General features: G+C 73.0%; 19 protein-coding genes. 9 read left to right on the forward strand and 10 right to left on the reverse strand.

The window, feature by feature from the left end; translation table 11 throughout:
* Nucleotides 1-321: 321 nt before the first annotated feature.
* The 5 genes from rplI to AC24HA_RS01395 form a co-directional block, all read right to left on the reverse strand.
* Nucleotides 322-774 (reverse strand): 50S ribosomal protein L9, encoded by a 453-nt coding sequence (rplI, locus tag AC24HA_RS01375; protein ID WP_425707275.1) that lies wholly within the window; start codon nucleotides 772-774, stop codon nucleotides 322-324.
* A 14-nt stretch (nucleotides 775-788) separates the two neighbouring features.
* Complete coding sequence (rpsR, locus tag AC24HA_RS01380) at nucleotides 789-1,025, reverse strand: 30S ribosomal protein S18 (RefSeq protein WP_425707274.1); 237 nt, start codon at nucleotides 1,023-1,025, stop codon at nucleotides 789-791.
* A 122-nt stretch (nucleotides 1,026-1,147) separates the two neighbouring features.
* Nucleotides 1,148-1,723: a single-stranded DNA-binding protein gene (locus AC24HA_RS01385; RefSeq protein ID WP_425707273.1), complete on the reverse strand. Its 576-nt coding sequence runs from the start codon at nucleotides 1,721-1,723 to the stop codon at nucleotides 1,148-1,150.
* A gap of 30 nt (nucleotides 1,724-1,753) precedes the next feature.
* Complete coding sequence (gene rpsF / locus AC24HA_RS01390; RefSeq protein WP_425707272.1) at nucleotides 1,754-2,044, reverse strand: 30S ribosomal protein S6; 291 nt, start codon at nucleotides 2,042-2,044, stop codon at nucleotides 1,754-1,756.
* A gap of 274 nt (nucleotides 2,045-2,318) precedes the next feature.
* Nucleotides 2,319-4,577 (reverse strand): transglycosylase domain-containing protein, encoded by a 2,259-nt coding sequence (locus AC24HA_RS01395; RefSeq protein ID WP_425707271.1) that lies wholly within the window; start codon nucleotides 4,575-4,577, stop codon nucleotides 2,319-2,321.
* Between the two features lie 171 nt (nucleotides 4,578-4,748).
* On the opposite strand from AC24HA_RS01395, the gene AC24HA_RS01400 reads away from it, so the two are divergent.
* Nucleotides 4,749-5,822, forward strand: a complete 1,074-nt coding sequence (locus tag AC24HA_RS01400) for an inositol-3-phosphate synthase (RefSeq protein ID WP_425707270.1) — start codon at nucleotides 4,749-4,751, stop codon at nucleotides 5,820-5,822.
* 91 nt (nucleotides 5,823-5,913) lie between these two features.
* Here the strand turns inward: AC24HA_RS01400 and AC24HA_RS01405 are convergent, their stop codons facing one another.
* Nucleotides 5,914-7,329 (reverse strand): CCA tRNA nucleotidyltransferase, encoded by a 1,416-nt coding sequence (locus AC24HA_RS01405; RefSeq protein WP_425707623.1) that lies wholly within the window; start codon nucleotides 7,327-7,329, stop codon nucleotides 5,914-5,916.
* A 159-nt stretch (nucleotides 7,330-7,488) separates the two neighbouring features.
* On the opposite strand from AC24HA_RS01405, the gene AC24HA_RS01410 reads away from it, so the two are divergent.
* The 8 genes from AC24HA_RS01410 (at nucleotide 7,489) to AC24HA_RS01445 (ending at nucleotide 19,849) form a co-directional block, all read left to right on the forward strand.
* Nucleotides 7,489-7,995 carry an NUDIX hydrolase gene (locus tag AC24HA_RS01410; protein WP_463648062.1) on the forward strand — a complete coding sequence of 169 codons (507 nt, stop codon included), beginning with the start codon at nucleotides 7,489-7,491 and terminating at the stop codon, nucleotides 7,993-7,995.
* The gene (locus AC24HA_RS01415) at nucleotides 7,992-10,508 is read left to right on the forward strand and encodes a DUF6049 family protein (protein WP_425707268.1); all 2,517 of its coding nucleotides are present in this window, start codon (nucleotides 7,992-7,994) and stop codon (nucleotides 10,506-10,508) included. The genes AC24HA_RS01410 and AC24HA_RS01415 overlap by 4 nt, the downstream gene beginning before the upstream one ends.
* A complete protein-coding gene (gene murJ / locus AC24HA_RS01420; protein WP_425707267.1) occupies nucleotides 10,505-13,018 on the forward strand; it encodes a murein biosynthesis integral membrane protein MurJ in 2,514 nt (837 codons plus the stop codon). The genes AC24HA_RS01415 and murJ overlap by 4 nt, the downstream gene beginning before the upstream one ends.
* A gap of 207 nt (nucleotides 13,019-13,225) precedes the next feature.
* Nucleotides 13,226-15,841, forward strand: coding sequence for a protein kinase family protein (locus tag AC24HA_RS01425; RefSeq protein ID WP_425707266.1), 2,616 nt, complete (start codon nucleotides 13,226-13,228; stop codon nucleotides 15,839-15,841).
* A gap of 89 nt (nucleotides 15,842-15,930) precedes the next feature.
* Nucleotides 15,931-16,980 (forward strand): thioredoxin-disulfide reductase, encoded by a 1,050-nt coding sequence (gene trxB, locus AC24HA_RS01430; protein ID WP_425707265.1) that lies wholly within the window; start codon nucleotides 15,931-15,933, stop codon nucleotides 16,978-16,980.
* 4 nt (nucleotides 16,981-16,984) lie between these two features.
* A complete protein-coding gene (locus tag AC24HA_RS01435) occupies nucleotides 16,985-17,314 on the forward strand; it encodes a thioredoxin family protein (protein WP_425707264.1) in 330 nt (109 codons plus the stop codon).
* A gap of 88 nt (nucleotides 17,315-17,402) precedes the next feature.
* Complete coding sequence (locus AC24HA_RS01440) at nucleotides 17,403-18,770, forward strand: aminotransferase-like domain-containing protein (RefSeq protein ID WP_425707263.1); 1,368 nt, start codon at nucleotides 17,403-17,405, stop codon at nucleotides 18,768-18,770.
* 80 nt (nucleotides 18,771-18,850) lie between these two features.
* On the forward strand, nucleotides 18,851-19,849 hold the full coding sequence (locus AC24HA_RS01445; RefSeq protein ID WP_425707262.1) for a D-alanine--D-alanine ligase family protein: 999 nt from the start codon (nucleotides 18,851-18,853) through the stop codon (nucleotides 19,847-19,849).
* Nucleotides 19,850-19,878: 29 nt separating this feature from the next.
* Here AC24HA_RS01445 and AC24HA_RS01450 read toward each other — a convergent pair whose 3' ends face one another.
* From AC24HA_RS01450 to AC24HA_RS01465, 4 genes are all read right to left on the reverse strand, one after another.
* Complete coding sequence (locus tag AC24HA_RS01450; RefSeq protein WP_425707261.1) at nucleotides 19,879-20,829, reverse strand: ParB/RepB/Spo0J family partition protein; 951 nt, start codon at nucleotides 20,827-20,829, stop codon at nucleotides 19,879-19,881.
* 315 nt (nucleotides 20,830-21,144) lie between these two features.
* On the reverse strand, nucleotides 21,145-22,140 hold the full coding sequence (locus tag AC24HA_RS01455; RefSeq protein WP_425707260.1) for a ParA family protein: 996 nt from the start codon (nucleotides 22,138-22,140) through the stop codon (nucleotides 21,145-21,147).
* Between the two features lie 1,780 nt (nucleotides 22,141-23,920).
* On the reverse strand, nucleotides 23,921-24,544 hold the full coding sequence (gene rsmG, locus AC24HA_RS01460; protein WP_487563600.1) for a 16S rRNA (guanine(527)-N(7))-methyltransferase RsmG: 624 nt from the start codon (nucleotides 24,542-24,544) through the stop codon (nucleotides 23,921-23,923).
* Nucleotides 24,545-24,647: 103 nt separating this feature from the next.
* Nucleotides 24,648-25,118: a Jag family protein gene (locus AC24HA_RS01465; protein ID WP_425707622.1), complete on the reverse strand. Its 471-nt coding sequence runs from the start codon at nucleotides 25,116-25,118 to the stop codon at nucleotides 24,648-24,650.
* Nucleotides 25,119-25,254 lie beyond the last annotated feature (136 nt).

Below are 25,254 nucleotides of genomic sequence, written 5' to 3' on the forward strand. Positions count from 1 at the left end.
TGGGTTCGACGTCGACGTGTCCGCTCGGCACGCACCGTGTGGTCTCGCGCAGGGCGCCGCGGTCGGCAACCAGACGTGGGGCCGAGGAGCACTTCACCTGTCTGCGACGCAGGCACCACTCCGGACAGCACGACGCCCCCGGACCTGGGGCCCGGGGGTGTCGGTCGACCGTGACGCGGTGGTCTCCGCTCATTCGTCGAGGACCCGGGCGTCAACGCGTGAGCGCCCTCCCACCCGGATCGGGCAGAAGGGCGCTCACTCGTCGAGCGGAACCACGCTCACCGGTCGAGCAGAATCGCGCTCACTGGTCAGAGAGGCGCGTCAGGCCTCCGGGACCACGTTGACGACGAGGCTCGCCGTGACGTCCTCGTGCAGGCGGACCTGCACGCGGTGCTCGCCGAGCGACTTGATCGGGGCCGGGATCTCGATCTTGCGGCGGTCGAGCTGCGGCCCGCCGTCGGCCGCGACGGCCTCGGCGATGTCGACGGTCGACACGGCGCCGAACAGGCGGCCGGCCTCGCCGGCGCGGACGGCCACGGTGACCGGGACCGACTGGAGGCGGTCGCGGGTGGCCTGGGCCTCCTCGACCGTGGCGATCGCGCGCGTGCGGCGGGCGGACGTCATCTGGTCGACCTGCTTCTGGCCGCCCTTGGTCCACCGGTCAGCCAGACCGCGCGGGACCAGGTAGTTGCGGGCGTACCCGTCCTTGACCTCGACGACGTCTCCCGCGGCACCGAGACCGGTGACCTCGTGGGTGAGGATCAGCTTTGCCATCTCGATCCCCTTCCTCAGCGTCCGGCGCCGGTGTAGGGCAGCAGAGCCATCTCGCGGGCGTTCTTCACGGCCTTCGCGATGAGGCGCTGCTCCTGGACGGAGACGCCGGTGACCCGGCGCGAGCGGATCTTGCCGCGATCCGAGATGAACTTCCGCAGCGTGGCGGTGTCCTTGTAGTCGATCGTGCCGACCTTGACGGCCTTGACCGGACCGACCTTCTTCTTGGGCTTGCGAAGTACGGGCTTCGCCATGGGGTTCTCCTTGGGTTCTCAGTACCGGCCCTCGCGCGCGTGCGTCGCGCGTCCGGGCCCTTCGTGGATGTCGTTGTCGCCGCGCAGGGCGGCAGGTTCGTCGAGCGTGCCGACGGGAAGGCTCAGAACGGCGGGTCGTTCGGGAAGGCGGTGCCGCCACCCTGCGTGGCCCACGGGTCGTCGGGGCTGCCGCCGGCCGGGCCGTTGAAGCCACCCTGGCCGCCCTGGTTACCGCCGTAGCCGCCACCCTGGTTGCCGCCGCCGTAGCCGCCACCACCCTGGTTGCCGCCACCGAAGCCGCCACCCTGGTTGCCGCCGAAGCCGCCGCCACCGCGCTGGGTGCGCGTGACCTTGGCGGTCGCGTAGCGCAGCGAGGGAGCGACCTCGTCGGCCTGCATCTCGACGACCGTGCGCTTCTCGCCCTGCTGGGTCTCGAAGGAACGCTGGACCAGACGGCCCTGGACCATGACGCGCATGCCCTTGGTCAGGGACTCGGCCACGTTCTCCGCAGCGTCACGCCAGACCGAGCAGCGCATGAACAGCGTCTCGCCGTCCTTCCACTCGTTCGACTGACGGTCGAACTGGCGGGGGGTCGACGCGACGGTGAAGTTCGCGACCGCAGCCCCCGACGGGGTGAACCGCAGCTCGGGGTCGGCGGTGAGGTTGCCGACCACGGTGATGATGGTGTCGCCTGCCATGAGAGCTCCTGACGGTGGCTGTCGGTCGGGTCAGTGGGCGTCGGGACGCAGGAGCTTCGTGCGCAGGACGGCCTCGTTGAGACCGAGCTGACGGTCGAGCTCGCGGGCCACCTCGGGGGTCGTCGTCATGTCGATGACCGCGTAGATGCCCTCGGCGCGCTTGTCGATCTCGTAGGCGAGCCGGCGCTTGCCCCAGATGTCGACCTTGTCCACGGTGCCGCCACCGGTCGTGACGACCGAGAGCAGCTTGTCGAGCGACGGGGCGACGGTGCGCTCGTCGACCTCCGGCTCGAGGATGATCATCAGTTCGTACTGCCGCATGGGTATCCCCACCTCCTTCGGACTGGGCGGTCACGGTCTCTCCGTGACAGGAGGGTCATGCGTGGCACCGGACGATTCCGGGGCCGACCGTCAACGGTACCCGGTCCCGGGGTCGCACGGAGCGCCCGGTCCCGTGCCGCCGGTCACCCCGGCGGAGCAGCGCCCGACGGCGCCCCGCCGCCTCCGCCGAACCGGGCCCGACCGCGCCCGGTCGCCCGGGCGCGCGCGTCACGACGCGCGGGACGCGTCACCACCCGCGGGGAGCCGAGCGGGATCAGCCTCCGTCGCCCTGCCCGGGACCGCGACCGTTGCCGGCCCCACCCTGGCCGGGACCACCGTTCCCGCCGCCCTGGCCACCCTGGCCGGGCGGTGGCGTCGACGGCGGCGCCTCGGTCGTCGGCTCCTCGGTGGGGTCCGGCGTCGTCGGGTCCTCGGTCGTCGGCTCCTCGGTGGGTTCCGGCGTCGTCTCCTCCTCCGTGGTCTCCTCCTCGGTGGTCTCCTCCTCGGTCGTCTCCTCCTCCGTGGTCTCCTCCTCGGTCGTCTCCTCCTCCGTCGTCGGCTCCTCGGTGGGCACCGGCGCCTGGGTCGGGATCTGGGTCTGCCGGTCCGGGGACCCGGGCAGGTCCTCGGGGTCCGGGCGCTCGGGGAGCTCGACGACTGGCATGCCCTCCGTCGCCACCTGCATGTAGTCGCGCCAGATCTCCGCGGGGAAGGTGCCGCCCGCGACGAGGTCGACGCCGCCGAACCCGGTGAGCTCCTCCTCGGTACCGTCCTCGCCGACCTGGTACATGCTCACCACGGTCGTCAGCTGCGGCACCCACCCCGCGAACCAGGCCGAGCGGTAGGCGTTGGACGAGCCGGTCTTGCCCGCCGCCGGGCGACCGATCTCGCCGGCAGTGGCCCCGGTGCCGCCGGGCTCGAGGACCGCCTCCATCGCGTAGGTGGCCTCGTCGATGACGGCCTCCTCGAAGGCGCGCACGCCCTCGTCGCCGCCGGTGTAGATCCGGTTGTCGTCCCGGTCGAGCACCTCCTCGACGATGTACGGCTCGTGCCGCACGCCCCGGGAGGCGAACGTGTTGTACGCCTGCGCGCTGTCGAGCACCGTCGGGGACGCCGGTCCGAGGACGTTCGACGCGCTCGCCACCAGGCCCGGCGTCTCCTCGGACCACCCGGCCCTGGTCGCGACGTCGACCATGGTCTCCGGGCCGACCTGCTGGTTGACGAGCGCGTAGGTGGTGTTGACCGACTGGGCGGTCGCCTCCCGCAGCGTGATGGGGCCGCGGTTGTGCTGGTCGTAGTTGTTGACCGGGACGTCGTAGCCCTCGATCTCCATCGGCGTGTAGGACGGGAACCGCTCCGCCATGGAGACGCCGTCCTCGATGGCCGCCACCAGCGTGAAGGGCTTCGCCGTCGAGCCGGCCTGCGCCCGGTCCTGCGTGGCGTTGTTCCGGGCGTCGGTGACGTAGTCCGGGCCGCCGTACAGCGCGACGATCGCGCCCGACTCCGGCCGCAGCGACACCAGACCCACGTTGTTGTTCTCGGGACGGTCCTCGGGCAGGTTGCCCACGGCGTCGACCGCGGCCTGCTGGCTGCGCTGGTCGATGGTCGTGACGATGTCGTACCCGCCGGTGTCGATCTCCTCGAGCGTGAGATCGCCCTGGGCCACGACCTCGTCGCGGACCATCGCGAGGAGGTAGCCGTTCGGCCCGGCGTAGGTCTCGTTCTCCTCGGGCTCGATCACCTCCGGGAACTCTGCGTCCGCGCGCTCCTCCGCCGTGATCCACCCGTCCTCGAGCATGAGGTCCAGGACGCGCTCGAAGCGCTGCTCGGCGCGCTCGGGATCCACCCCCGGGTCCCACGCCGACGGGCTGGGGATGATGCCTGCGAGCAGCGCCGACTCCGAGAGCGTCATCTCCGACGCGCCGTGCCCGAAGTACGCCATCGAGGCCTCCTGCACGCCGTACGTACCGCGGCCGAAGTAGATGGTGTTCATGTAGTTCTCGAGGATCTCGTCCTTCGACTGCTCCTGGTCGATCCGCAGCGCGAGGATCGTCTCCCGGAACTTGCCCACGTAGGAGGTCGTGGTGCCGGTGTAGTACCGCTCGACGTACTGCTGCGTGAGCGAGGAGCCGCCCTGACGGGCCTCGCCCTGGACGTTGTTCCACAGGGCACGGGCGATGCCGCGCCAGTCGACCCCGGGGTTCTCGTAGAACCGCCGGTCCTCGGAGGCGATGACGGCCTGGCTCACGTGGTCCGGGACGTCGTCGAGCGAGATCGAGCTCCGGTCGTACTCGGCGAACCGGCCCATCACCGTCTCGCCGTCCGCGAAGTAGACGGTGGTGCCCTCCGCGAGGGCGAAGTCGTCGGGTGCCGGCACGTCGATCGAGGCGTACGCGGCGACGAACAGGCCCGCGGCGCCGGCCACGCCGGCGACGAACAGGCCGACCATCCAGAACAGCAGGCGTCGCCAGAGAGGCACGCGCCCCTTCGTCCCGGGGTCGGTGGTCCCGGTGCCCGTGGAGTCCTTGGCCATCCGCGTCAACCTTTCGTCGCGACGTGAGCTCCACAGTATGGAGCTCGGGCTCGTGGCGCCGCTCGCGGCTGTGCCCGATCACACGCCCGGCGCCGGGCGGAAAGAGGCGCGGTGCCGCTGCCCGCGCCGGTTACGGTGGCGGTCGGAGACGAGCGACGGAGGAGGCGAGACGTGGTGCGGGTAGCAGTCGTCGGGGTGGGCAACTGCGCCTCCTCACTCATCCAGGGCGTGCGGTACTACGCGGACGCCGACCCCCGGGACACCGTGCCCGGCCTCATGCACGTCGAGCTCGGCGGGATCCATGTGCGCGACGTCGAGATCGTCGCCGCGTTCGACGTCGACTCCCGCAAGGTCGGTGCCGACCTCGCCGAGGCGATCGGCGCCTCGGAGAACAACACGCTGCGCCTCACCGACGTCCCGCCCACGGGCGTGGAGGTGCTGCGCGGGCCCACGCTCGACGGCCTGGGCCGGTACTACCGGGAGACGATCAAGGAGTCCGACGCCGCCCCGGTCGACGTGGCGGCCGCCCTGCGCGAGAGCGGTGCCGAGGTCCTCGTCTGCTACCTGCCGGTGGGCTCCGAGGAGGCGGCCCGCCACTACGCGCAGGCCGCGCTCGAGGCGGGCTGCGCGGTCGTCAACGCCCTGCCGGTGTTCCTCGCCTCGGACCCCGACTGGGCGCAGCAGTTCGTCGACGCAGGTCTGCCGATCGTCGGTGACGACGTGAAGTCCCAGGTGGGTGCCACGATCACGCACCGCGTGCTGGCCCGGCTCCTCGAGGAGCGGGGCGTCCGGCTCGACCGCACGTTCCAGCTCAACGTGGGCGGGAACATGGACTTCCGCAACATGCTCGAGCGCGAGCGCCTCGAGTCCAAGCGGGTGTCCAAGACCCAGGCGGTGACGTCGAACATCGCGGGGCACCTGCCGGCCCGCGACATCCACATCGGCCCCTCGGACCACGTGGCGTGGCTGGACGACCGCAAGTGGGCCTACGTGCGCCTCGAGGGCCGCGGCTTCGGCGACGCCCCGATGTCGCTGGAGTACAAGCTCGAGGTGTGGGACTCCCCCAACTCGGCGGGCATCGTCATCGACGCCGTGCGCCTCGCGAAGCTGGGCCTGGACCGGGGCGTCGGCGGCCCGCTGCTCGCGGCGAGCGCCTACCTCATGAAGTCCCCGCCCGAGCAGCGCGAGGACACCGCCGCCCGGGCCGACGTCGAGGCGTTCATCCGCGGCGAGATCGAGCGGTAGGGGCGCGACGCCCACCCGGCCCCGCAGCTGGTGCCGGCCACCGTCGACGAGCGGTTCGGCGACGCCGCCGCCCCGCTGCCGTGACGAGCCCTCAGGCCGAGGACTCGGGCTGCTCGGCCCACCAGGCCAGCAGCTCGGCCTCGGCCCGCTCGTCGCCGAGCGGCCCCTCCTCCATCCGCAGCGCGAGCAGGTGCTGGTAGGCCCGGCCCACCAGCGGACCCGGTGAGATCCCCAGCAGCTCCATGATCCGCGAGCCGTCGAGGTCCGGACGGATCGCCGCCAGCTCCTCGGCCTCGGCGAGCTCCTCGATGCGTCGCTCGAGATCGTCGTAGGCCGCCGACAGGCGCGCGGCCTTGCGCCGGTTGCGGGTCGTGGAGTCCGCCCGGGTGAGGCGGTGGAGCCGCTCGAGCAGCGGACCGGCGTCGGTGACGTACCGGCGCACGGCCGAGTCCGTCCAGGCGCCGTCGCCGTACCCGTGGAACCGCAGGTGCAGCTCCACGAGGCGGGCGACGTCCTTCGTCGTCTGCTTGTCGAACGTCAGCGCCCGCATCCGCTTCGCCGTCAGCTTCGCCCCGACGAGCTCGTGGTGGTGGAAGCTCACCCCGCCGCCGGGCTCGAAGCGCCGCGTGGCCGGCTTGCCGACATCGTGCATCACCGCCGCGAGCCGCAGCACGAGGTCCGGTCCGGGCACGGGGCCGTCCGGTCCGGTCTCGAGGTCGACGGCCTGGTCGAGGACGGTGAGCGTGTGCTCGTAGACGTCCTTGTGCCGCCCGTGCTCGTCGACGGTCTCGCGCAGCAGGGCCAGCTCGGGGAGCACGACCTCGGCCACGCCGGTGTCGACGAGCAGCCGGAGACCGGCCCGCGGGTGGTCGCCGACCAGCAGGCGCTCGAGCTCGGCGCGCACGCGCTCGGCCGAGACGATCTCCAGCCGGGAGGCCATCGCCGTCATCGCCTCGCGCACGTCGCCGACGACGTCGAACCCCAGCTGCGCGGCGAACCGGGCGGCCCGCATGATCCGCAGCGGGTCGTCGTCGAAGGACTGCTCCGCGGTGACCGGGGTGCGCAGCACGCCGCGGGCCAGGTCGCCCAGGCCGTCGTGCGGGTCGACGAGCTCGAGCCCGGGCAGTCGCACGGCCATGGCGTTGACCGTGAAGTCCCGGCGGGACAGGTCGCCCTCGAGGGAGTCCCCGAACGCGACGGCGGGCTTGCGCGACCCCACCTCGTACTCGTCGGTGCGGTAGGTCGTCACCTCGACCTCGAGGCCGGCGCGCGCGCCGCCGATCGTGCCGAACTCGCGGCCCATGTCCCACGTGCGCGCACCCCAGGCGCGCAGCAGGCGCTCGGTGTCCTCCGGCGTCGCCGAGGTGGTGAGGTCGATATCCTTCGGCGGCACCTCGAGGAACGCGTCCCGCACGGGGCCGCCGACGAGCGCGATCTCCTCGCCGGCGTCGACGAACGCCGCGGCGAGGTCGAGCACGGGCCGCGGGAGGTCAGCGAGCACCTTCATGGCGCGCACCTTCAGGGCGAGGTCGTCAGGCAGGTCGTCCGGCACCGACCAAGGGTGCCACGGCGGCCGTTCCGGACCCGAGCGGTCCTGCCGGCTCGGCCCGCCCTCCTTCGGTCCGGCACGGAGTCTCTTACAGTGGACTGCATGCCTGCCGCCCCGATACCCCAGCCACGGGCCCCGCGCCCGTTGCGGGTGCGGACCCCGGGCTCGCGCTCCTCGCGCCTGCCCGTGGTCGACGAGACCTCCGCCGGGGGCATCGTCGTCAAGGTCGCCGACGGCGTCGCGTACGTCGCCGTCATCGCCCGCCGCAACCGGGGCGGCCGCCTCGAGTGGTGCCTGCCGAAGGGCCACCTCGAGGGCGTCGAGACCGCCGAGCAGGCCGCCGTGCGGGAGATCGCCGAGGAGACCGGCATCGACGGCCGCGTCCTGCGCCACCTGGGCACCATCGACTACTGGTTCGCCGGCACGGACCGGCGCGTCCACAAGGTGGTGCACCACTTCCTCCTCGAGGCCACCGGCGGCACCCTGACCATCGAGAACGACCCCGACCAGGAGGCGGAGCAGGTGGCGTGGGTGCGTCTGGACAAGGTCGCGGCACGCCTGGCCTACCCCAACGAGCGGCGCGTGGTCGCCACAGCCCGGGACGTGCTGGCCGGCCGGGCATGATCTCGAGAGCCACGCGGGGGCGGGCCGCGGCGGCACTTCTCACCTCGGCGCTGACGGCGCTGTGCCTCTCCGGGACCCCCGCGGCAGGTGGCCTCCCGGCCGCGCACGGACCCCGGCCGGCCGCGACCGCTCCCCCGGCTGCCGGCCCGCCGCCCGCGCCGGCCGTGGCCGCACCCTCGACGACGGCCCGCACCAACCCTGTCGACGCCGAGGAGCCGGCCGAGCCGCTCGCCCTGGACGACGTGGCCCCGGCGGTCCTCGATCCCGAGGACGACCTCACGGTCACCGTCACGCTCACCCCGACCACCGACGTCGAGGACGGCACGCTCGCGCTGGCGCTCGACCCGACGATCCCTCTGTCGCGGTCCGTGCTCGCGGCCTGGCAGTCCGGCGAGGGGCCCTCGGGGTACGCGAGCCGGACGGAGGTCGAGCTCGACGGGACCGTGGCCGCGGGCGAGAGCAGGACGGTCGAGCTCGAGGTCCCCGCCGAGGAGCTCGGTCTCGTCGCCGGCCGCGACGAGTGGGGCCCGCGCGGCCTGGAGGTCGTCCTCACCGACGCCGGCGAGGTCGAGGAGGTGGTGCGCTCCGTCGTGGTGTGGGGCGCGCCCGCCGAGTCCCTCGAGCCGCTGCCGGTCGGCCTCCTCGTCCCGGCGACGTCCGGCTCCGTCGCCGACCCCGCGCTCGTGCCCGGGCTCGGCCCTGGTACGGCCGGCGCACCGGACGACCCGGCGCCGACGGGCTCAGAGGCGCCACCGGCCTCCGAGGCGCCGACGGGCGGCGGGTCGGAGCCGCCCACCGACGGGCCGCCGGCCACGGAGACCCCGTCCGACCGGGCGGCGCCCGGTGAGGTGCCGTCCGGGGAGCCGCCGAGCGACGCCTCGACGACCACCGCTCCGGACGCCGCCTCCGGCTCCGGCTCGACCACCGATCCGGGCGCCGCCTCCGCGCAGGACGCGCCGTCGGCGGTGCTCACGCTCGCCCAGGCCGTCGCCGGCACCGGGGCGAGCCTCGCGCTGGACCCGGTCCTCCTCGACGGGGCCGGGTCGCCGTCGGGCACGGCACTCACGGAGCTCGCCGAGGACGACCGGCTGCTCGCGCTGCCCGCCGGCGACGCCGACCTCGCCGCCCTCGCCCACCTCGAGCGACCGGACCTCGCCCAGCGGCTCACGAACGACGGGGTCGACCGCATCGGGATGCTCACCGGCCACGTCGTCCCCTCCCTCGCCTGGCCCGCCGGGGAGGAGGTCGACGCCTCCACCGTCGAGCTGGCGCACGACGGCTCGACGAGCGTCACCGTCCTGCCCGGCCCCGTCCTCGCGCCCGTAGCCGACCTCACGTACACCGTCTCCGGCCGGGCCGACGTCGAGCTCGGGGGCGCGCGCGGCCTCACCGCCCCCGCACTGGTCGCCGAGGAGAGGGCCAGCTCGCTGCTCGCCGGCACCCTCATGCCGTGGTCGACCGGGTCGCCGGTCGAGCTGTCCGCCGTGCAGTCGCGCCAGCTCCTGCTCGCCGACCTCGCCGTCGTCTTCCGCGAGCGCCCCAGCGACCCGCGCCCGCTCCTGCTCACCTACGACCGCTCCTCGCCGGCCGACCCGGCCGTCGTCGGCGACGTCGCCCGCGCGCTCGCCGACGCACCGTGGGTCGATCTCCTCGCCCTCGGCGACCTCATGGACACCCCACCGGCGTCGGACGAGGCCCTCTCCCTGCCCGACCGGACCGTCGGGCCGGGCGAGATCGACGCCGCCGGGCTCGCGCGCGCCGAGGAGACGGAGCGGCTCGCCGCCGCGGTGGCCACGATGACCGACACGCCGCCCCCCGCGGTGGCCGGCGCCACGCTCGCCGTGCGCACCGCCGTCTCGGCCGGCTGGCGCGACGACGCCGCCGGGCGGGAAGCACTCGTCACCGGCTGGCGCGACTCCCTGTCCGCGGCCACGCACGCCGTCCGGCCGACCCCCACCTCCCCGATCAACCTCATCGCCTCGACGGCGGACCTGCCGGTGCGGGTGGAGAACGAGGGCGACTTCGACGCGCGGGTGACCGTCGTCGTCGATCCGGACGACCCCAGGCTCGAGGCACCCGAGGGCGTCGAGATCGTCGTCCCGGCCGGCGGGCAGGAGACCGCGCTCGTCCCCGTCTCGGCCATCGGGTCCGGCGACCTTCCGGTGCGGATCCGGCTGGTGACGCCCGACGGCGAGCAGATCGGCTCGGCCGCCACGATCGTCGTCCGCGTCCGCGCGGGCTGGGAGGGCACCGCGGTGACGATCGCGGGCGTCGTGCTCGCCCTGCTCGTCGTCGTCGGGCTCGCGCGCCGGATCCGGCGCGGTGTCCGGGTCCCGACCGGCGACGCCACGCCCGTCATCGCCGGCGATCCCGGCGCGCCGACCGTCCACGTCACGGGGGAGCAGCCCGCCGTCGTCGACGATGGCCCTCGCGCCGGCGACGGTGCGGACCGCCCGGAGCACCCGCCCCGGGCCACCTCCGAGGACGACGACGAGAGGAACGACGAGCGATGAGCGGCAGGAGGGGGCTCGCCGGGTCCTCGGTGACGATGTTCGCCGGCACCCTCGTCTCCCGCGTGCTCGGCCTGGTCAAGGGGCCCGTGCTCCTGGTCGCGGTGCTCGGAGCGAACACGGGCGCGTCGAACGCGTTCGACGTGGCCAACCGGCTCCCCAACCTCATCTACCTCCTCGTCGCCGGCGGCGTCCTCAACGCGGTCCTCGTCCCCCAGATCGTCCGGGCGATGACCAAGGACGAGGACGGCGGCGACGACTACGTCTCCCGCCTGCTCACGGCGATCACGCTGGGCCTGGCCGGACTGACGGTCGCGCTCACGCTCGCCGCACCGCTGCTCGTGCGGCTGTTCGCCTTCGGGATGGAGGACCCCTGGTACTCGCTGTCCGTGACGTTCGCGTACTGGTGCATCCCCCAGCTGTTCTTCTACGGGATGTACACGCTGCTCGGACAGGTGCTCAACGCGCGCGGCATCTTCGGCCCGTACACGTGGGCACCGGTGCTCAACAACGTCGTGGCCATCGCGGGTCTGCTCGTGTTCCTCGGGCTGCACGGGTCGGTCGCCGACCTCACCGCGGCCGGCGCCGAGGGGTGGACGCAGGACCGCACGATCCTGCTCGCGGGCGTGGCGACCGCCGGGGTCGCGGCCCAGGCGCTCGTCCTGATGTGGCCGCTGCGCCGTGCCGGGGTGAAGCTGCGGCCGAAGTTCGGGTTCCGTGGCCGCGGGCTGGGCTCCGCGACGTCGACGGCGATGTGGGTCTTCGCCGCCCTCCTGGTGGGTCAGCTCGCGACGCTCGCGATCTCCAACGTGGCCGCCGCTGCCTCCGCGGCGGGCGACTACGCCATCGACGTGGCCGGCAACGCCGCGTACACCAACGCCTACTTCCTGTACTCGCTGCCGACCTCGCTCATCGTCGTCTCGCTCATCACCGCGCTGTTCACCCGCATGTCCACCTCCGCGGCGCACCAGGACCTCGACGCCGTGCGCGCCGACCTCTCCCTCGGCCTGCGCGTCGTCGGGCTGTTCACCCTGTTCTGCTCGGGCGGGCTCATGGTGCTCGCGCTGCCGGTCGTCCGGGTCATCACGCCGGCCGCCGCGTTCGTCGAGGTGGAGTCGATCGCCAGGGTGCTCGTCGCCATGCTGCTCGGCCTCGTGGGGGTGGGCGCGTTCACCGTCATCCAGCGGGTGTACTACGCGTTCGAGGACGCCCGGCGGCTGTTCTTCCTCCAGCTCCCGCTCACCGTCATCGTGGTCGGCGGCGCGTTCGCGTCGCTGCTGCTGACCCCCCGGTGGGTCCTCGTCGGCGCCTGCGTCGCGATGGCGGTGTCGAACATCGTCGGCGCCGCGCTGTCCTTCCTCGGCCTGCGGCCCCGGCTGGGCCGCACCGACGGGGGCCGCGTGCTGCGCTCGCACGTGCGGATGACGGTGGCCGCCGCCGGCCCGCTCCTGCTCGGCTGGGGCCTGCTCACCCTGCTCGGCACGGACGAGTCCGACCTCGACGTCGCCGGCGCGCTCCTGCGCGTCGTGATCGTCGGGCTCCTCATGATGGTGGGCTACTTCGTCGCCCTGCGCGCGCTGGGTGTCGGCGAGCTCGAGGTGGTGGCCCGTCCGCTCGGCACCATGGTCGCGTCTCTCGCGCGCAGGCTCCCCGGGCCGCTGCGCGTGGTCGTCCTGTGGCTGGCCCGGGTGCTCAATCCCGGCCTGCGGGCGGGCACGCCGGGCGACGGTCCTCGGCACGGTGGTCCTGACGACGGGCCCGACGGCGGTGACGCCGGACCCGGCGAGGGTCCCGACGACGGGCCCGGTGACGATCCCGGCGACGGTGCCGACGGCGACAGGCCCGTGGGCGGCGAGCCCGTGGGTGGGGGACCCACCGGTCCGGTCCCCACCGACGACGGTGCGGGCCCCCTGTGGGGCGGGCCGGCCGCCGAGGAGGTGCGCGAGGCCGACGCGGCCGTCGACGCCTCGAGGGACCTGCCGTGGGCCCCGCACATCGAGTCCGCGTGGGAGCCGGTCTGGAACCCCGGGCGCCGCAGCCGTCCGGAGGTGGCTCAACCGCCTCCCACCGAGGGCTCGAGCGAGGCCGGCACCGCGCCCGGCACGGCCCGTGCGCGCCCAGCGAGCCCGCCGGAGAGTCGGGACGCCGTGCGCCGAACCGGCAGGCACGCACCTCCCGCCCCCACCGCGGCCGAGCTCGACCCGCTCACGCACCTCGACGCGCTCGACGGCCCGCCCGACCAGACCGTGGTCCGCCCCGTCCGGCCGGTGACCGAGCGCCCCCAGCGCCCCGACCCTGCCGACCGCGCCGAGCCTCCCGAGCGCCCTCAACCCGCCGAGCGGGCCGACGGGGACGACCTGCCCGACCGGGACCCCGCGCACGCGCCACGCCACGCCCGCCACGCGCGGCCGCGACAGGAGGAGGTCGCGGGTCGGACGCCGCCGCCCCCTCCCCCGCCACCGTCCGGCACACCGGACTCGGCCGACGGTCACACGGAGCCACCGCGCCGGTGAGCCGACCCGATCGGCGCACCCCGGGCAACTAGACTCGCGCACGACCACGCACCGCGGCACCGCCGTACCGCCGTCCACGACCGAGGGGGACACCTGGACACGCACCGGGGCTCCGCACCCGGTCCGCTCCTCGCGGGCCGCTACGCGCTTGGCCATGCCCTCGAGACCGCCTCCGCGGGCGCCACCAGGTACGCGGCTCACGACACGGTGCTCGACCGCCAGGTCGAGGTGCTGCTGCTGGACCCCGCGCAGCCCACCACGGACGAGGTGCTCGACGCCGCCCGCCGGGCGTCCCTGGTCGAGGACGACCGGCTGCGCAGCATCTACGAGGTCGCGACGGACGACGGCACCGCGTACGTCGTCGGCGAGCCGGCGCGCGGCACGACCCTCGCCGACTACGCCGGGAACGGCCCGATCCCGGCCGAGCAGGCCCGGGCCATCATCGGGGAGGCGGCCGCAGCGCTCGACGCCGCCCGGCGGCACGGGGTCCGGCACCTCGCCCTCGACGCGCGGTCCGTGCACGTCACCGACGACGGCGAGGTCCTCGTCGCGGGGGCGGGAGTCGCCAACGCGCTCGGCGAGAACCTCGTCCTGACCCCTGCCCGCGCGTCCCGGAAGGACGCGAGCGACCTCGTCGAGCTCCTCTACCTCGCCCTGACCGGCCGACCGGCGACCACCGACGACGGCTCGGCCCCGCCCGCGCCCGGCGTGCTGATCGACCGCGTCCCGCACGACCTCGACGACCTCTGCGTGCGCACGCTCGACGAGGGGGCAGGACCCTCCAGCGCCGGCGACCTGTTCCACACCCTGGCCCCGTGGGGCGACATCGAGCCGCCGCCGCGGGAGGTCCGACGCTCGGCAGGGGGACACTCCGCCCCCCCGCCTCCGCCTCCGCCTCCGCCTCCCGCGCCGAGCGACTCCACCGAGGAGATCTCCGCCGTCGACGACGAACGTCCCGCCCAGACCGCGGAGCCGCGCCCGCGGTCGACGCTCGGCGGGCGGCTTCGTCGTCAGATCCCACCGCCGTCGATCCCGCCCGCCGACGGCACCGCCGAGGCGGTGGCGTCCGGCACGTCCTCCGCCACTGCCGCGTCCGCCGGCGCGGTGGGGCTGGGCGCGGCCGCGGCCGGGACGCTCGCGGCCGGTGCCTACGGGGCCGAGGCCCGGACCGGGGACGCCGTCTCGGCCGGACGCGCCACGGCATCGTCGAGCACCACCGGCTCCGGCGACCAGGAGCGCGGTCGAGACAGCTCCGGGACGGCCGGTCGCGCCGCGGAGGGGTCGAGCAGCGCCGCGCGACCGGCGCGCGACGAGACGGCGACCGACGCTCCCACCGAGGCGGCACGCACCTCGGCGCCGAGCCCCACCGAGCCGGGTGGCTCGGATGAGCGTCCGACGGCCGAGGACACACCCTCCGACGGGTCGACCGACACCGACCCGCTGGCGGGCATCGTCCCCACCAGGGCCTCCGCCCGGTTCGACGCCGTCACGCGCCGCGTGGTCGGCGGCGCTCGCCCGCCCGTACGTCATGCCCGCGTGGCGGTGGCGCACCTCCCCGTCCCGGACCCCCACGGCCCTACGTCCGACGAGGGCGCCGGTGCCGGGACGGCCCCGGACGGACGCGGTCGCGCTCGCCGTGCCGCCGGCAGCGACACCGCCGTCGCCGGCAGCTCGTCCCTCGGAGCGGCGGCCGGCCCCTCCACCGGTGGCCCGGCAGCGCGCGGTCAGCACACGGGCGGCCCCGGTCGTCCGGGCGCACCCGACGGTGCCGCGGCGGGCACCGGCGGAGCCACGGGACGTGCCTCGTCGATCGGTTCGAGGGCCTCGGCCGCGGCCGCGGCAGCCGCGGCGGGGATCGGGGGTGCGTCGTCGTCGATCGGACGCTCGGTCGGGCGCGCACGCACCTCGATCCAGGAACGCCTGTCCAACCCCGGGCGCCTGACCGAGGAGGAGGCCGGCGAGCAGCCGCTCGACGTCCCCTACGGCACGTCCGGCTCGGGTTCGCAGCCCGCGATCGACGAGCCCGTCCGCCGGGTACCGGTCGACGCCCGAGGCCGGTCGTCGGCCGCGGGTGCCGACCAGCGCACGGGGCAGGCGCCGCCCGTGGGCTACCGCCCCACCGGCAGCCTGGACGCCCGGGACGACCGCTCGCTCATGGACGACCGCGTTCCCGGGCGCGAGGTCAGCCGCCACACGATCGACCCGATGCCGTGGGTCGTCGTCCTGTTCCTCGTCGTCGTCGTGATCTGCGCCTGGCTGGCCGTCCGGACGCTGCTCACGCCGACCACTGCCGTCGAGCTGCCCAGCGAGGACCCGCCCGTGGTGACGCCCGACCCGGTCGAGGAGAGCACGACGGACGAGCCGACCGCCGAGGCCTCCGACCTGCCGGCCCCCGTGCTCTCGCGCACCGAGCTCGTCGACCCCGAGGGCGGCGGCACGGACAACGCCGACACCGCCGAGCTGGCCGCCGACGGCGACGTCGACACCTACTGGCGCTCGCTGTCCTACCAGTCGCCCGACTTCGGTGTGAAGTCCGGCACGGGGCTGCTCGTGTGGCTCGAGGAGATCAGTACCGTCGGCGGACTGACGATCGACACCTTCGCCGACGGCGAGGGCGGCAACGTGGAGATCCGCATCTCCGACCCGGCCACGCCCGGCGAGGGCGAGCTGCTCGCCGAGGGCCCCCTCGAGGCCGGGGAGACCACGTTCACGTGGGACTCGCCGGTCACGACCGCCCACCTCATCGTCTGGATCACCGAGCTGCCGACCGCGGGCACCGACGGCGCCAACCGGGCGGAGATCGCCGAGATCACCGTCCAGTAGCAGGGCACACCGCCGAGGTGGCCCGGAACAACCCGCCGCGGCCCGCTGTTCACCCGGCAGCACCCACCGAATACGTCCGAGGAGAGTCCATGACCGACACCACCGCCGCCGAGAAGATCCACGACGTCGTGGTGGTGGGCTCCGGCCCCGCCGGCTGGACGGCCGCGATCTACGCCGCGCGCGCCGACCTCAGCCCCCTCGTCATCGCCGGGCAGATCGACGCCGGCGGTGCGCTGATGACGACCACCGAGGTCGAGAACTTCCCCGGGTTCCCCGAGGGCGTCATGGGTCCCGACCTCATGGAGAAGATGCAGGCGCAGGCCGAGCGGTTCGGCGCCGAGGTCCTCTACGAGGACGTCGTCTCCGCCGACCTCACCGGCGACATCAAGGTCCTCACCACCGACGACGCGACCTACCGGGCGCGGTCGGTGATCCTTGCGCTCGGCAGTGCGTACAAGCACATCGGTCTCGACAAGGAGGACGAGATGTCGGGCCGAGGGGTGTCCTACTGCGCCACCTGCGACGGCTTCTTCTTCAAGCAGCAGCACATCGCCGTGGTCGGCGGCGGCGACTCGGCCGCGACCGAGGCCCTGTTCCTCACCAAGTTCGCCGACAAGGTGACGATGATCCACCGCCGCGACGAGCTGCGGGCCTCGAAGGTCATGGCCGACCGCGTGCTCGCCGACCCGAAGATCCAGATGGCCTGGAGCTCGGAGGTGGCCGCCATCAACGGCGAGCAGCGCCTGGAGTCCCTCACGCTGCGCGACACCGTGAGCGGCGAGGAGCGCGAGCTGCCGGTGACCGGCATGTTCGTCGCGATCGGCCACCTGCCGCGCACCGGCGTCGTCGCCGGGCAGGTCGAGCTCGACAAGGACGGCTACATCGTCGTCGAGCACCCGACGACCGCCACCAACCTGCCGGGTGTCTTCGCCTGCGGCGACGCCGTCGACCACGTCTACCGCCAGGCGATCACGGCCGCAGGCACCGGTTGCTCGGCCGCCCTGGACGCCGAGCGGTACCTCGCGGACCTCGCCCACGGCACCGTGTCTCCGGGCGCACCCGAGGTCGAGGCGGCCGTCGTCACGGACGCGGAGCCGGCCGCGCAGGCGGTCGGGTCGCCCACGCCCGTCGCCGGCTGAGACCGTGCACGTCACGCCCGTCGACGCCGAGGGCCTCGAGGAGGTCCTCGGCTCCGGCGGGCTCGTCGTCGTCGACTTCTGGGCCGAGTGGTGCGGCCCGTGCCGTCTGATGGCACCCGTCCTCGAGGAGGTCGCCGGCATGCGCCCCGACGTCACGGTGGTGTCGGTCGACACCGCCGAGCATCCGGGCATCGCCGAGCGCTGGGGCGTGCGTACGATCCCGACCTACCACCTGCGGATCCGCGAGGAGGGCGCGGGCGTCCTCGTCGGCGCCCAGACCAAGCCGCGCCTGCTCGCCGCGATCGACGAGGCGCTGGGCTCGATACCCGGCTGACCACGCCCGGCTCCTCCCGGGGCGGCGGGTGCGCGGTGGCAGACTGGCCTCTCCGCGCACCAGCGCACCGAGCCACGAGGAGCAGGCGATGAGCACCACGGACAGCCAGGACGGCCAGGTCGAGCAGCAGGAGCCGCGCGCGGCCGCCCCCGCTGCCGCGGCCGCCGGCACCCGGCTCGACCCGTGGCTGAAGAACTACGCGGGACGCGCCCACCACCTGCGTGCCTCGGAGGTCCGGTCGCTGTTCGCCGTCGCGAACCGTCCGGAGGTCGTCTCCCTCGCCGGCGGCATGCCCAACATCGCGGACCTGCCCCTGGGGCGGCTCGGCGACATGATCGGGTCGATGGTGGCCGAGGCCGGTACGCGTGCACTGCAGTACGGCGGCGGCCAGGGCGAGGAGGAGCTGCGCGAGCAGATCGTCGAGGTCATGCGCTACTCCGCGATGCACGCGCACCCGGACGACGTGGTGGTGACGACCGGCTCCCAGCAGGCGCTCGACCTCGTCACCGGCATCTTCATCGACCCGGGCGACGTCATCGTCGCCGAGGCGCCCAGCTACGTCGGCGCCCTCGGGGTCTTCCGGAGCTACCAGGCCGACGTCGTGCACGTTCCGATGGACGACCACGGCCTGATCCCCGAGGAGCTCGAGCGCATCCTCGGCGAGCTCGCCCGGGCCGGTCGCACCGTCAAGCTGCTGTACACGGTGCCGAACTTCCACAACCCCGCCGGCGTCACGCTGTCCCTCGAGCGGCGCCCCCGCATCGTCGAGATCGCCCGCAGTTACGGGGTGCTCATCATGGAGGACGACCCGTACGGGCTGCTCGGCTTCGACTCCGACCCGCTGCCGGCGCTGAAGTCCTACGACGAGGACGCCGTCGTCCACCTGGGCTCCTTCTCGAAGACCTTCGCTCCCGGCCTGCGGGTCGGCTGGGCGTACGCGCCGCTCGCCGTGCGGGAGAAGCTCGTGCTGGCCGCGGAGTCCGCGATCCTCTCGCCGTCGGTCATCAACGAGATGATCGTCACCCGCTACCTCCAGGAGTTCGACTGGTACGGGCAGGTGAAGTCGTTCCGCGAGATGTACCGCGAGCGTCGGGACGCGATGCTCGGCGCCCTGAGCGAGCACCTTCCCCACCTGTCCTGGACGGTCCCGACGGGCGGCTTCTACACGTGGCTCACGCTGCCGCCCGGGCTCGACGCCAAGGCGATGCTGCCGCGGGCGGTGACCAACCGGGTCGCCTACACCTCCGGCACGGCCTTCTTCGCGGACGGCACCGGCCAGGACCACGTCCGACTGTCCTACTGCTTCCCGACGCCGGACCGCATCCGCGAGGGGGTGCGCCGACTGGCGGAGGTCGTCCGCGCGGAGGCGGAGCTCGTCGAGATGTTCGGCACGGCGAACGACATCCCTGCCGGCGGCACGGGCACGGTCGACGTGCCCGGCCCCGACGCCAGCTGACCAGGTCCGGGCCAGCCCGGGCACCCACCACCCGACACCGATGCCGGTCCCAGTGACCACATGACGACGAGGAGCAGCAGATGGACGACGCGGCCGCCGGAGAATCGCCCCGCACCTCCGGCAGGGAGGACCTCACCGTCGCCGTGGTGAGCGGAGGCCTCACCCACGAGCGCGACGTCTCGATCCGTTCCGGGCGTCGCGTGGGCGGGGCGCTGCGCTCGGCCGGCGCCACGGTCGAGATCCTCGACCTCGACGCCTCGCTCATCGACCGGCTCGGCCGGCTCGAGCCCGACGTCGTGTGGCCGGTGGTCCACGGCGCCGAGGGCGAGGACGGCTCCCTGCAGGACCTGCTCGTGCTGCTCGGCCTGCCGTTCGTCGGCTCCCCCTCGGCCGGCGCGCGCCTCGCCTCGGACAAGCCCGTGTCCAAGGCCGTCGTCGGCGCCGCCGGCGTCGCCACGCCGTCCTACGTCGCGCTCCCCCAGTCCCTCTTCCGCGAGGTGGGCCCCCGCCGCGTCCTCGACGACGTGGTCCACCGGCTCGGCCTGCCGCTCGTCGTCAAGCCCGTCGACGGCGGCTCCGCCCTGGGTGTCACCCTCGTGGAGGATCGCGCCCAGCTCCCGGGCGCGATGGTGGCCTGCTTCGCCTACGGACCGGAGGCGCTCATCGAGCGCGCCGTGGACGGGACGGAGGTCGCCGTCTCGGTCGTCGACCTCGGGGACGGGCCCATCGCGCTCCCGCCGGTGGAGATCGCCACCTCCGACGGGCCGTACGACTTCGACGCCCGGTACAACCCGGGACGTGCCGAGTTCTTCACCCCCGCGCGGCTCTCCGCCGACGTCGCGGCCGAGGTCGCCCGCACCGCCACCACCGTGCACACGGCCCTGGGGCTGCGCGACCTGTCGCGGGTCGACATGATCGTCGACGGCGACGGCCGCCCCTGGGTCATCGACATCAACGTGGCCCCCGGGCTCACCGAGACGTCCCTGTTCCCGCAGGCGGCGGCGCAGGGGCCGACCACCCCCGAGGAGCTCTACCTCGCCCTCGCCCGCCGCGCCGTCGAACGCGGGCCGGAGGCGTAGTACCGCCCCGGTGGGCAGGGGGCAGCGCGTCAGTCCGCGTTGATCTGCTCGCCCGGCACGAGACTCGTGAGGATGCGGTCGAGGTCCTCCACGGAGGCGAAGTCCACCGTGATGCGCCCCTTGCGCTGCCCCATCACCACCTTGACCCGCGTGTCGAACCGGTCCGACAGCCGGTCGGCCAGCCTGTCGAGCTGCTCGGAGTGCGCGGAGGGCGCACGCCGGCGACGCAGCTCGGGACGGGCCGCGCCCTCCCCCATGGTCACGGCCTCCTCGGTCGCGCGCACCGACAGGCCCTCGGCGACGATCCGCTGGGCGAGGCGCTCCATCGCCGCGCCGTCCTCGAGGCCGAGCAGGGCCCGCGCGTGCCCGGCGGACAGCACGCCCGCCGCCACACGGCGCTGCACCAGCGCCGGGAGCTTGAGCAGCCGCAGCGTGTTGGAGATCTGCGGGCGGGAGCGCGCGATGCGGCGTGCGAGCTCGTCGTGGGTGCCGCCGAAGTCGTCGAGCAGCTGCTGGTAGGCGGCCGCCTCCTCGAGCGGATTGAGCTGTGCGCGGTGCAGGTTCTCCAGGAGCGCGTCACGCAGAAGGTCCGTGTCGTCCGTGGACCGGACGACGGCCGGGATCTCCGTGAGGTCCGCCTGGATCGAGGCCCGGAGCCGGCGCTCTCCCATGACCAGCTCGTACCGGACGGTGTCGCTGCGCCGAGGGTCGGACTCGGGGATCGGCCGGACGACGACCGGCTGCAGGACCCCGAGCTCGCGGATGGAGGCCGACAGCTCGTCGAGGTCCTCCTCGTCGAACACCTGCCGTGGCTGCCGCGAGTTGGGGACGATCGAGGCGACGGGAACCTCGGCGTAGGTCGCGCCGGGCACCGGGCGAAGTCCACCGTCGTGGGCGGCCGGCACCTCCGGAGGATCCTCGTCACCGGTGGTGGGCGCCTGGTTCCACGAACCTTCGTGTCCCTCGGCGTCGGGCGTCACGGCTGAAGCTCCCGCGCTGTCGACACCGGCCGTGGTCGAGGTCGCATCGGACGCGGCGTCCCCCTGTACCGCACCGGCAGGTCTGGTGCTTCCACCCTGTGTCTGCTCAACCGCACCGGCTTCCGCAACAGGTGCCGAACCGTCCACTTCAGTCTCAGGCGAGGTCGTGACCTGCGTCTTCCTTCGATCGGACTCGTTCGATGAACTGTCGAAGAAGATATCCGCCGGACGAGCACTCCGGGCACCTGCCGGTGGTCCGCTCGGGATCAACGCACCGATCCCCCGACCAAGACCACGCCGCTTCTCCGCCATGTCCTACTCCTTCGGTGCTGCGCCACGCACAGCGATCTCGAGCGCAGCCTCACGGTAGGTGAGCGCCCCCGACGACGTCGGGTCGTACGTGATGATCGTCTGGCCGAAGCTCGGAGCCTCAGAGATCCGCACGGACCGTGGCACCGCCGTCTTCAGGACCTGGTCCGGGAAGTGGGTACGCACCTCGTGCGCCACCTCGCGCGAGAGGTTCGTGCGCTTGTCGTACATCGTCAGCAGGATCGTCGAGACCACGAGCTCGGGGTTGAGGTGCTCGGTGATCAGACCGATGCTGCGCACGAGCTGGGTGAGGCCCTCCAGCGCGTAGTACTCGCACTGGATGGGGATGAGGACCTCCCGAGCCGCGACGAACGCGTTGATCGTCAGCAGGCCGAGGCTCGGTGGGCAGTCGACCAAAATGTAGTCAACGGGCTCCTGACCTGCAGTTTCGCGGTGACGAACATACTCCGCCAAGGCGTCCGCCAATCGCCTCTCGCGGTTCTCCTCGGAGACCAGCTCGATCTCCGCCCCCGAGAGGTCGATGGTCGACGGCACCACCTCCACACCCGGCAACAGCTCGGCAGGAACGACGACGTCCGCGATCGTCAGATCCCCCATGAGGACGTCGTACAACGACTGTGTACCCGGTGCATGTTCCGCGCCGAGCGCCGTGGAGGCGTTGCCCTGCGGGTCGTTGTCCACCAGAAGTACTCGCAGCCCCCCCTCGGACAGCGCTGCGGCGAGGTTGACGGCGCTTGTGGTCTTCCCGACTCCGCCCTTCTGATTAGCGACGGTTATAGTCCGCATTTGTGTGGGCTTGGGCATGTCTTTGCCGAACAGTCTCCGGCGGCGCGCGGCTTGCTCTGCCAGTTCCTGAGCGAGCGGCGTCGTCTCGTCGTCGTCGAACGCCGTGTGGGACAGCGCGTCGTCCTGATCGTCCTCCGGCACCGCGGAACTGTGGTCAGCGACCTCGGCGGCCTTGTCTGTCGTGCGATCGCCCATGCGTCGGGTCTCCAGCTCGTGGGAAATACGTCGGAGCGAGTCTAAGCCGAGCATGACCGGTGCGGGTCCCCGTCCGCGCGCTCCTGGCAGGTGTTCAACGCTGGCCGACCGACCTGTCCCGCCAGCTCGTCGCTCTCCAGGTTTCACGTGGAACGAGATGTTCTGTGACATGCGGCGTTTCCCGCCTTCCCGCACGCGTTGTAGGCCGGGACGGAGATGTCGATGGCAGTAGTGGCACCGCCGCTGGGACTCGGGCCGCGTGGTTCAACACCTATATGGGCACCCACCTCACACCTGACAGAGCACTTTTCGCTCGTCGCACGATCCGTTGCGCTTTCCTAGCCGTCCGCTTGCTCCGCGGAGCGCGCGCAACGGCACAGCTCCCTCCTTGTGCGCGTGGGACTGGGGCGGGCGATGTCAGAATCACCGTGGGCCGGCCGTCGTTGCTCATGGGGTATGTCCGCGGTCGGTGCGGCCATGTTGTTTCACGTGGAACCTCGGGTGCGAGCCCGTGACACGTCCACCTGTATTGCTCACGGGAAGCGATGTGCCGTTCACACTGTCGCCGCACCTGCATGAGACGGACTCTGCACGTCTTGGTCCTCACGAATGTTGGACTCCCGCATGCGCGGCTGTTGTCGGTTGCACGTGAAACGTGCTCGGCGTCGTCACCGCTTCATGTATGCGGGCCCGTGCAGCGTGGTGTCGGAAGCTCCTCAGTCCGCTATGGCCACGGGAACGCGAACGCACTCCGGGCCGTCACGCACATGACACCTCGACGAGTACACGGTTCCACGTGAAACGCAGGTCCTTCTCGAAGCGCCCGTGCACGCTCAGCTTCCATCCACCTGACACTCTCGGCACCAGCGGGGATCGGACGTGATCTATCCCTGCGCCTCCATGGATGGCCAAGAGGACAGCCAACGGAAGCAACACCCGGTAGGCGCCACATGCATCACCGCGCTGGAACGCTTCCCAGACCGACACCTTCACAGGGACATCCGGCACTCAGAGGTTCCACGTGAAACAACGGACCGCAGGCTCAACGACGCCAATGCGAGCGACTGGTGCAGGTATTTGCAGGGAAGTCACCACCTCGAGCGATCCCATCGCGGAGGCCTTCTCACGCCCCAACGATCCTGCCCCTCAACCCCGCGGCCGTTCCGCGATGATCATCATCTGCACCGAGCTCGAGTAGCGCCGACGACTCGACGGGCACAGCGGCCCAGAACTGTCGGTCCAGGCGAAGCCCGAAGCCGCCGGATACCCGGCAACGTGCCGTCCAGGCGCTGGCGTCCAGGAGCCGACGCCCGACCGGCAGCCCACGCGACCGGCCGCCGTCCATCGCCGCTCTTCAGGCCCACCGGCCACCAACGACCAGCCACCGCGCCCGGCCACCGGCCTCGACCACGGGGGATCTACGGGATGGCTAGATCGCGAAGCCACTCAGCCTTCACGAGAGAGCGCGAACGACAGTTTTGATGCTTATGCATCTATAGGGAGTCCTCGATCAACGCCTCCCGCGGGAGATCCGCACGTCACCGGGCCGCTCACCTGCTGTGCGTCCCGGCACCGAACCCGGAAACAACCGAGCCACCGGTGCTGTCCTCGACCGCGCGAGCGACGATCGACCGCCACCACACTCACGTCGAGGTCCTCGGTCGCAGCGACCACCGCACAACCCGCCCGCGGACGACGCCCACGGGCGCCGGAGCGGCGCGCAGGGTAGAGGAGCAGCCCGGTCGCTCGCCCTTCGACGACGGCGGGGGACGAACCTAACTCAACGCTTGTTGACCAGCACCAGGGTGGCCGTCTCGCCACCGGGAACCGGCACCACCGTCTCCACAGTGGTGCTCGTGGCGCCCAGCTTGCGCAGGACCTTGTTGGCCTTCGCGACCTCGGCGCTCGCCCGTTCACCCTTGAGTGCGACGAGCCGACCCCCGCCGGTCACGAGGGGCATCGTCCATCGCGCGAGCTTGTCCAGAGCGGCGACCGCCCGTGCGGTCACGACCGAGGCCTTGAGGACGCCGTGGAGCTCGTCGGCGCGCGCACGATGGATGTCCACGTTGTCCAGGCCGAGCTCGTCGACGACGTCGTGGAGCCAGTCCACGCGACGCTCCATGGGCTCGACCAGGTGCACCGTCGCGCCGGGCCTGAGCAGCGCGACGACGATCCCCGGGAACCCGGCACCCGAGCCCACGTCGACCACCGAGTCCTCGTCCCGGACGTAGAACGCCACCGCCGCCGAGTTCACGATGTGCCGGCGCCACAGGCGGGGGAGCTCGCGGGGGCCGATCAGTCCGCGCAGCTCACCCTCCTCCGCGAGCATCCGGGCGAAGTGCTGCGCCGGCGACCATGCGAGATCGAAGAGCTCGGCGACGCCTGAGCCGGGCACCTCGAGCATCTCCACGCCGCGGCTCACCTCCTCCGCGGAGCCGACGGGGGAGTGGTCCGGGCGCGGCTCTGTGCCCGCCTCCCGGCCGTTCTCCTCACCTGGCCGGTCCATGTCAGGCGGGACGGATGACCACGTGCCTGCGCGGCTCGACGCCCTCGGAGTCCGAGACGAGACCGGCGGCCGACACGGCGTCGTGCACGATCTTTCGCTCGAACGGGTTCATCGGGTCGAGCGACACGTCCTCGCTGCTGGCGCGGACCTTCTCGATCGCCTCCTCGGCCAGGGCCGTGAGGGTCGCGCGCCGCCCCTCGCGGTAGCCGGCGATGTCCACCATGATCCGGGAGCGCTCGCCGAGCTTGGCCTGGACCGCGAGCCGGGTGAGCTCCTGCACGGCGTCGAGGACACCGCCGTCGTCACCGACGAGGCGCGACAGGTACCGGTCACCGTCCTCCTCGGACACGATCGACACGGACGCGCGGCCGTGGTCCACCTCGATGTCGATGTCCCCGTCGAGGTCCGCGATGTCGAGCAGCTCCTCGAGGTAGTCGGCTGCGACGTCGCCCTCCTCCTCGAGACGGCTCACGCGTGCGGACGGTGCGGCCTCGTGCTGACCGTCGCCGGCCGCGGACGTCGAGTCCCGCCCTGCCGCGTCGACCGCCTCGGCGGGCTTCGGCGGCTCCTGAGCCGCGCCGTCCTCCCGGGGCTCCTGGTCGGCGACG

The organism is Georgenia sp. Z1491 (assembly GCF_057652395.1).

Bases quoted from the DNA above. Each gene is read 5' to 3' on its own strand.
- AC24HA_RS01415 (WP_425707268.1), top strand. From the start codon at position 7,992: ATGATCTCGAGAGCCACGCGGGGGCGGGCCGCGGCGGCACTTCTCACC.
- AC24HA_RS01440 (WP_425707263.1), top strand. From the start codon at position 17,403: ATGAGCACCACGGACAGCCAGGACGGCCAGGTCGAGCAGCAGGAGCCG.
- rpsF (WP_425707272.1), bottom strand. From the start codon at position 2,044: ATGCGGCAGTACGAACTGATGATCATCCTCGAGCCGGAGGTCGACGAG.
- AC24HA_RS01395 (WP_425707271.1), bottom strand. From the start codon at position 4,577: ATGGCCAAGGACTCCACGGGCACCGGGACCACCGACCCCGGGACGAAG.
- AC24HA_RS01445 (WP_425707262.1), top strand. From the start codon at position 18,851: ATGGACGACGCGGCCGCCGGAGAATCGCCCCGCACCTCCGGCAGGGAG.
- AC24HA_RS01455 (WP_425707260.1), bottom strand. From the start codon at position 22,140: ATGGGCGATCGCACGACAGACAAGGCCGCCGAGGTCGCTGACCACAGT.
- rpsR (WP_425707274.1), bottom strand. From the start codon at position 1,025: ATGGCGAAGCCCGTACTTCGCAAGCCCAAGAAGAAGGTCGGTCCGGTC.
- murJ (WP_425707267.1), top strand. From the start codon at position 10,505: ATGAGCGGCAGGAGGGGGCTCGCCGGGTCCTCGGTGACGATGTTCGCC.
- rsmG (WP_487563600.1), bottom strand. From the start codon at position 24,544: ATGCTCGAGGTGCCCGGCTCAGGCGTCGCCGAGCTCTTCGATCTCGCA.
- rplI (WP_425707275.1), bottom strand. From the start codon at position 774: ATGGCAAAGCTGATCCTCACCCACGAGGTCACCGGTCTCGGTGCCGCG.
- AC24HA_RS01385 (WP_425707273.1), bottom strand. From the start codon at position 1,723: ATGGCAGGCGACACCATCATCACCGTGGTCGGCAACCTCACCGCCGAC.
- AC24HA_RS01405 (WP_425707623.1), bottom strand. From the start codon at position 7,329: ATGAAGGTGCTCGCTGACCTCCCGCGGCCCGTGCTCGACCTCGCCGCG.
- trxB (WP_425707265.1), top strand. From the start codon at position 15,931: ATGACCGACACCACCGCCGCCGAGAAGATCCACGACGTCGTGGTGGTG.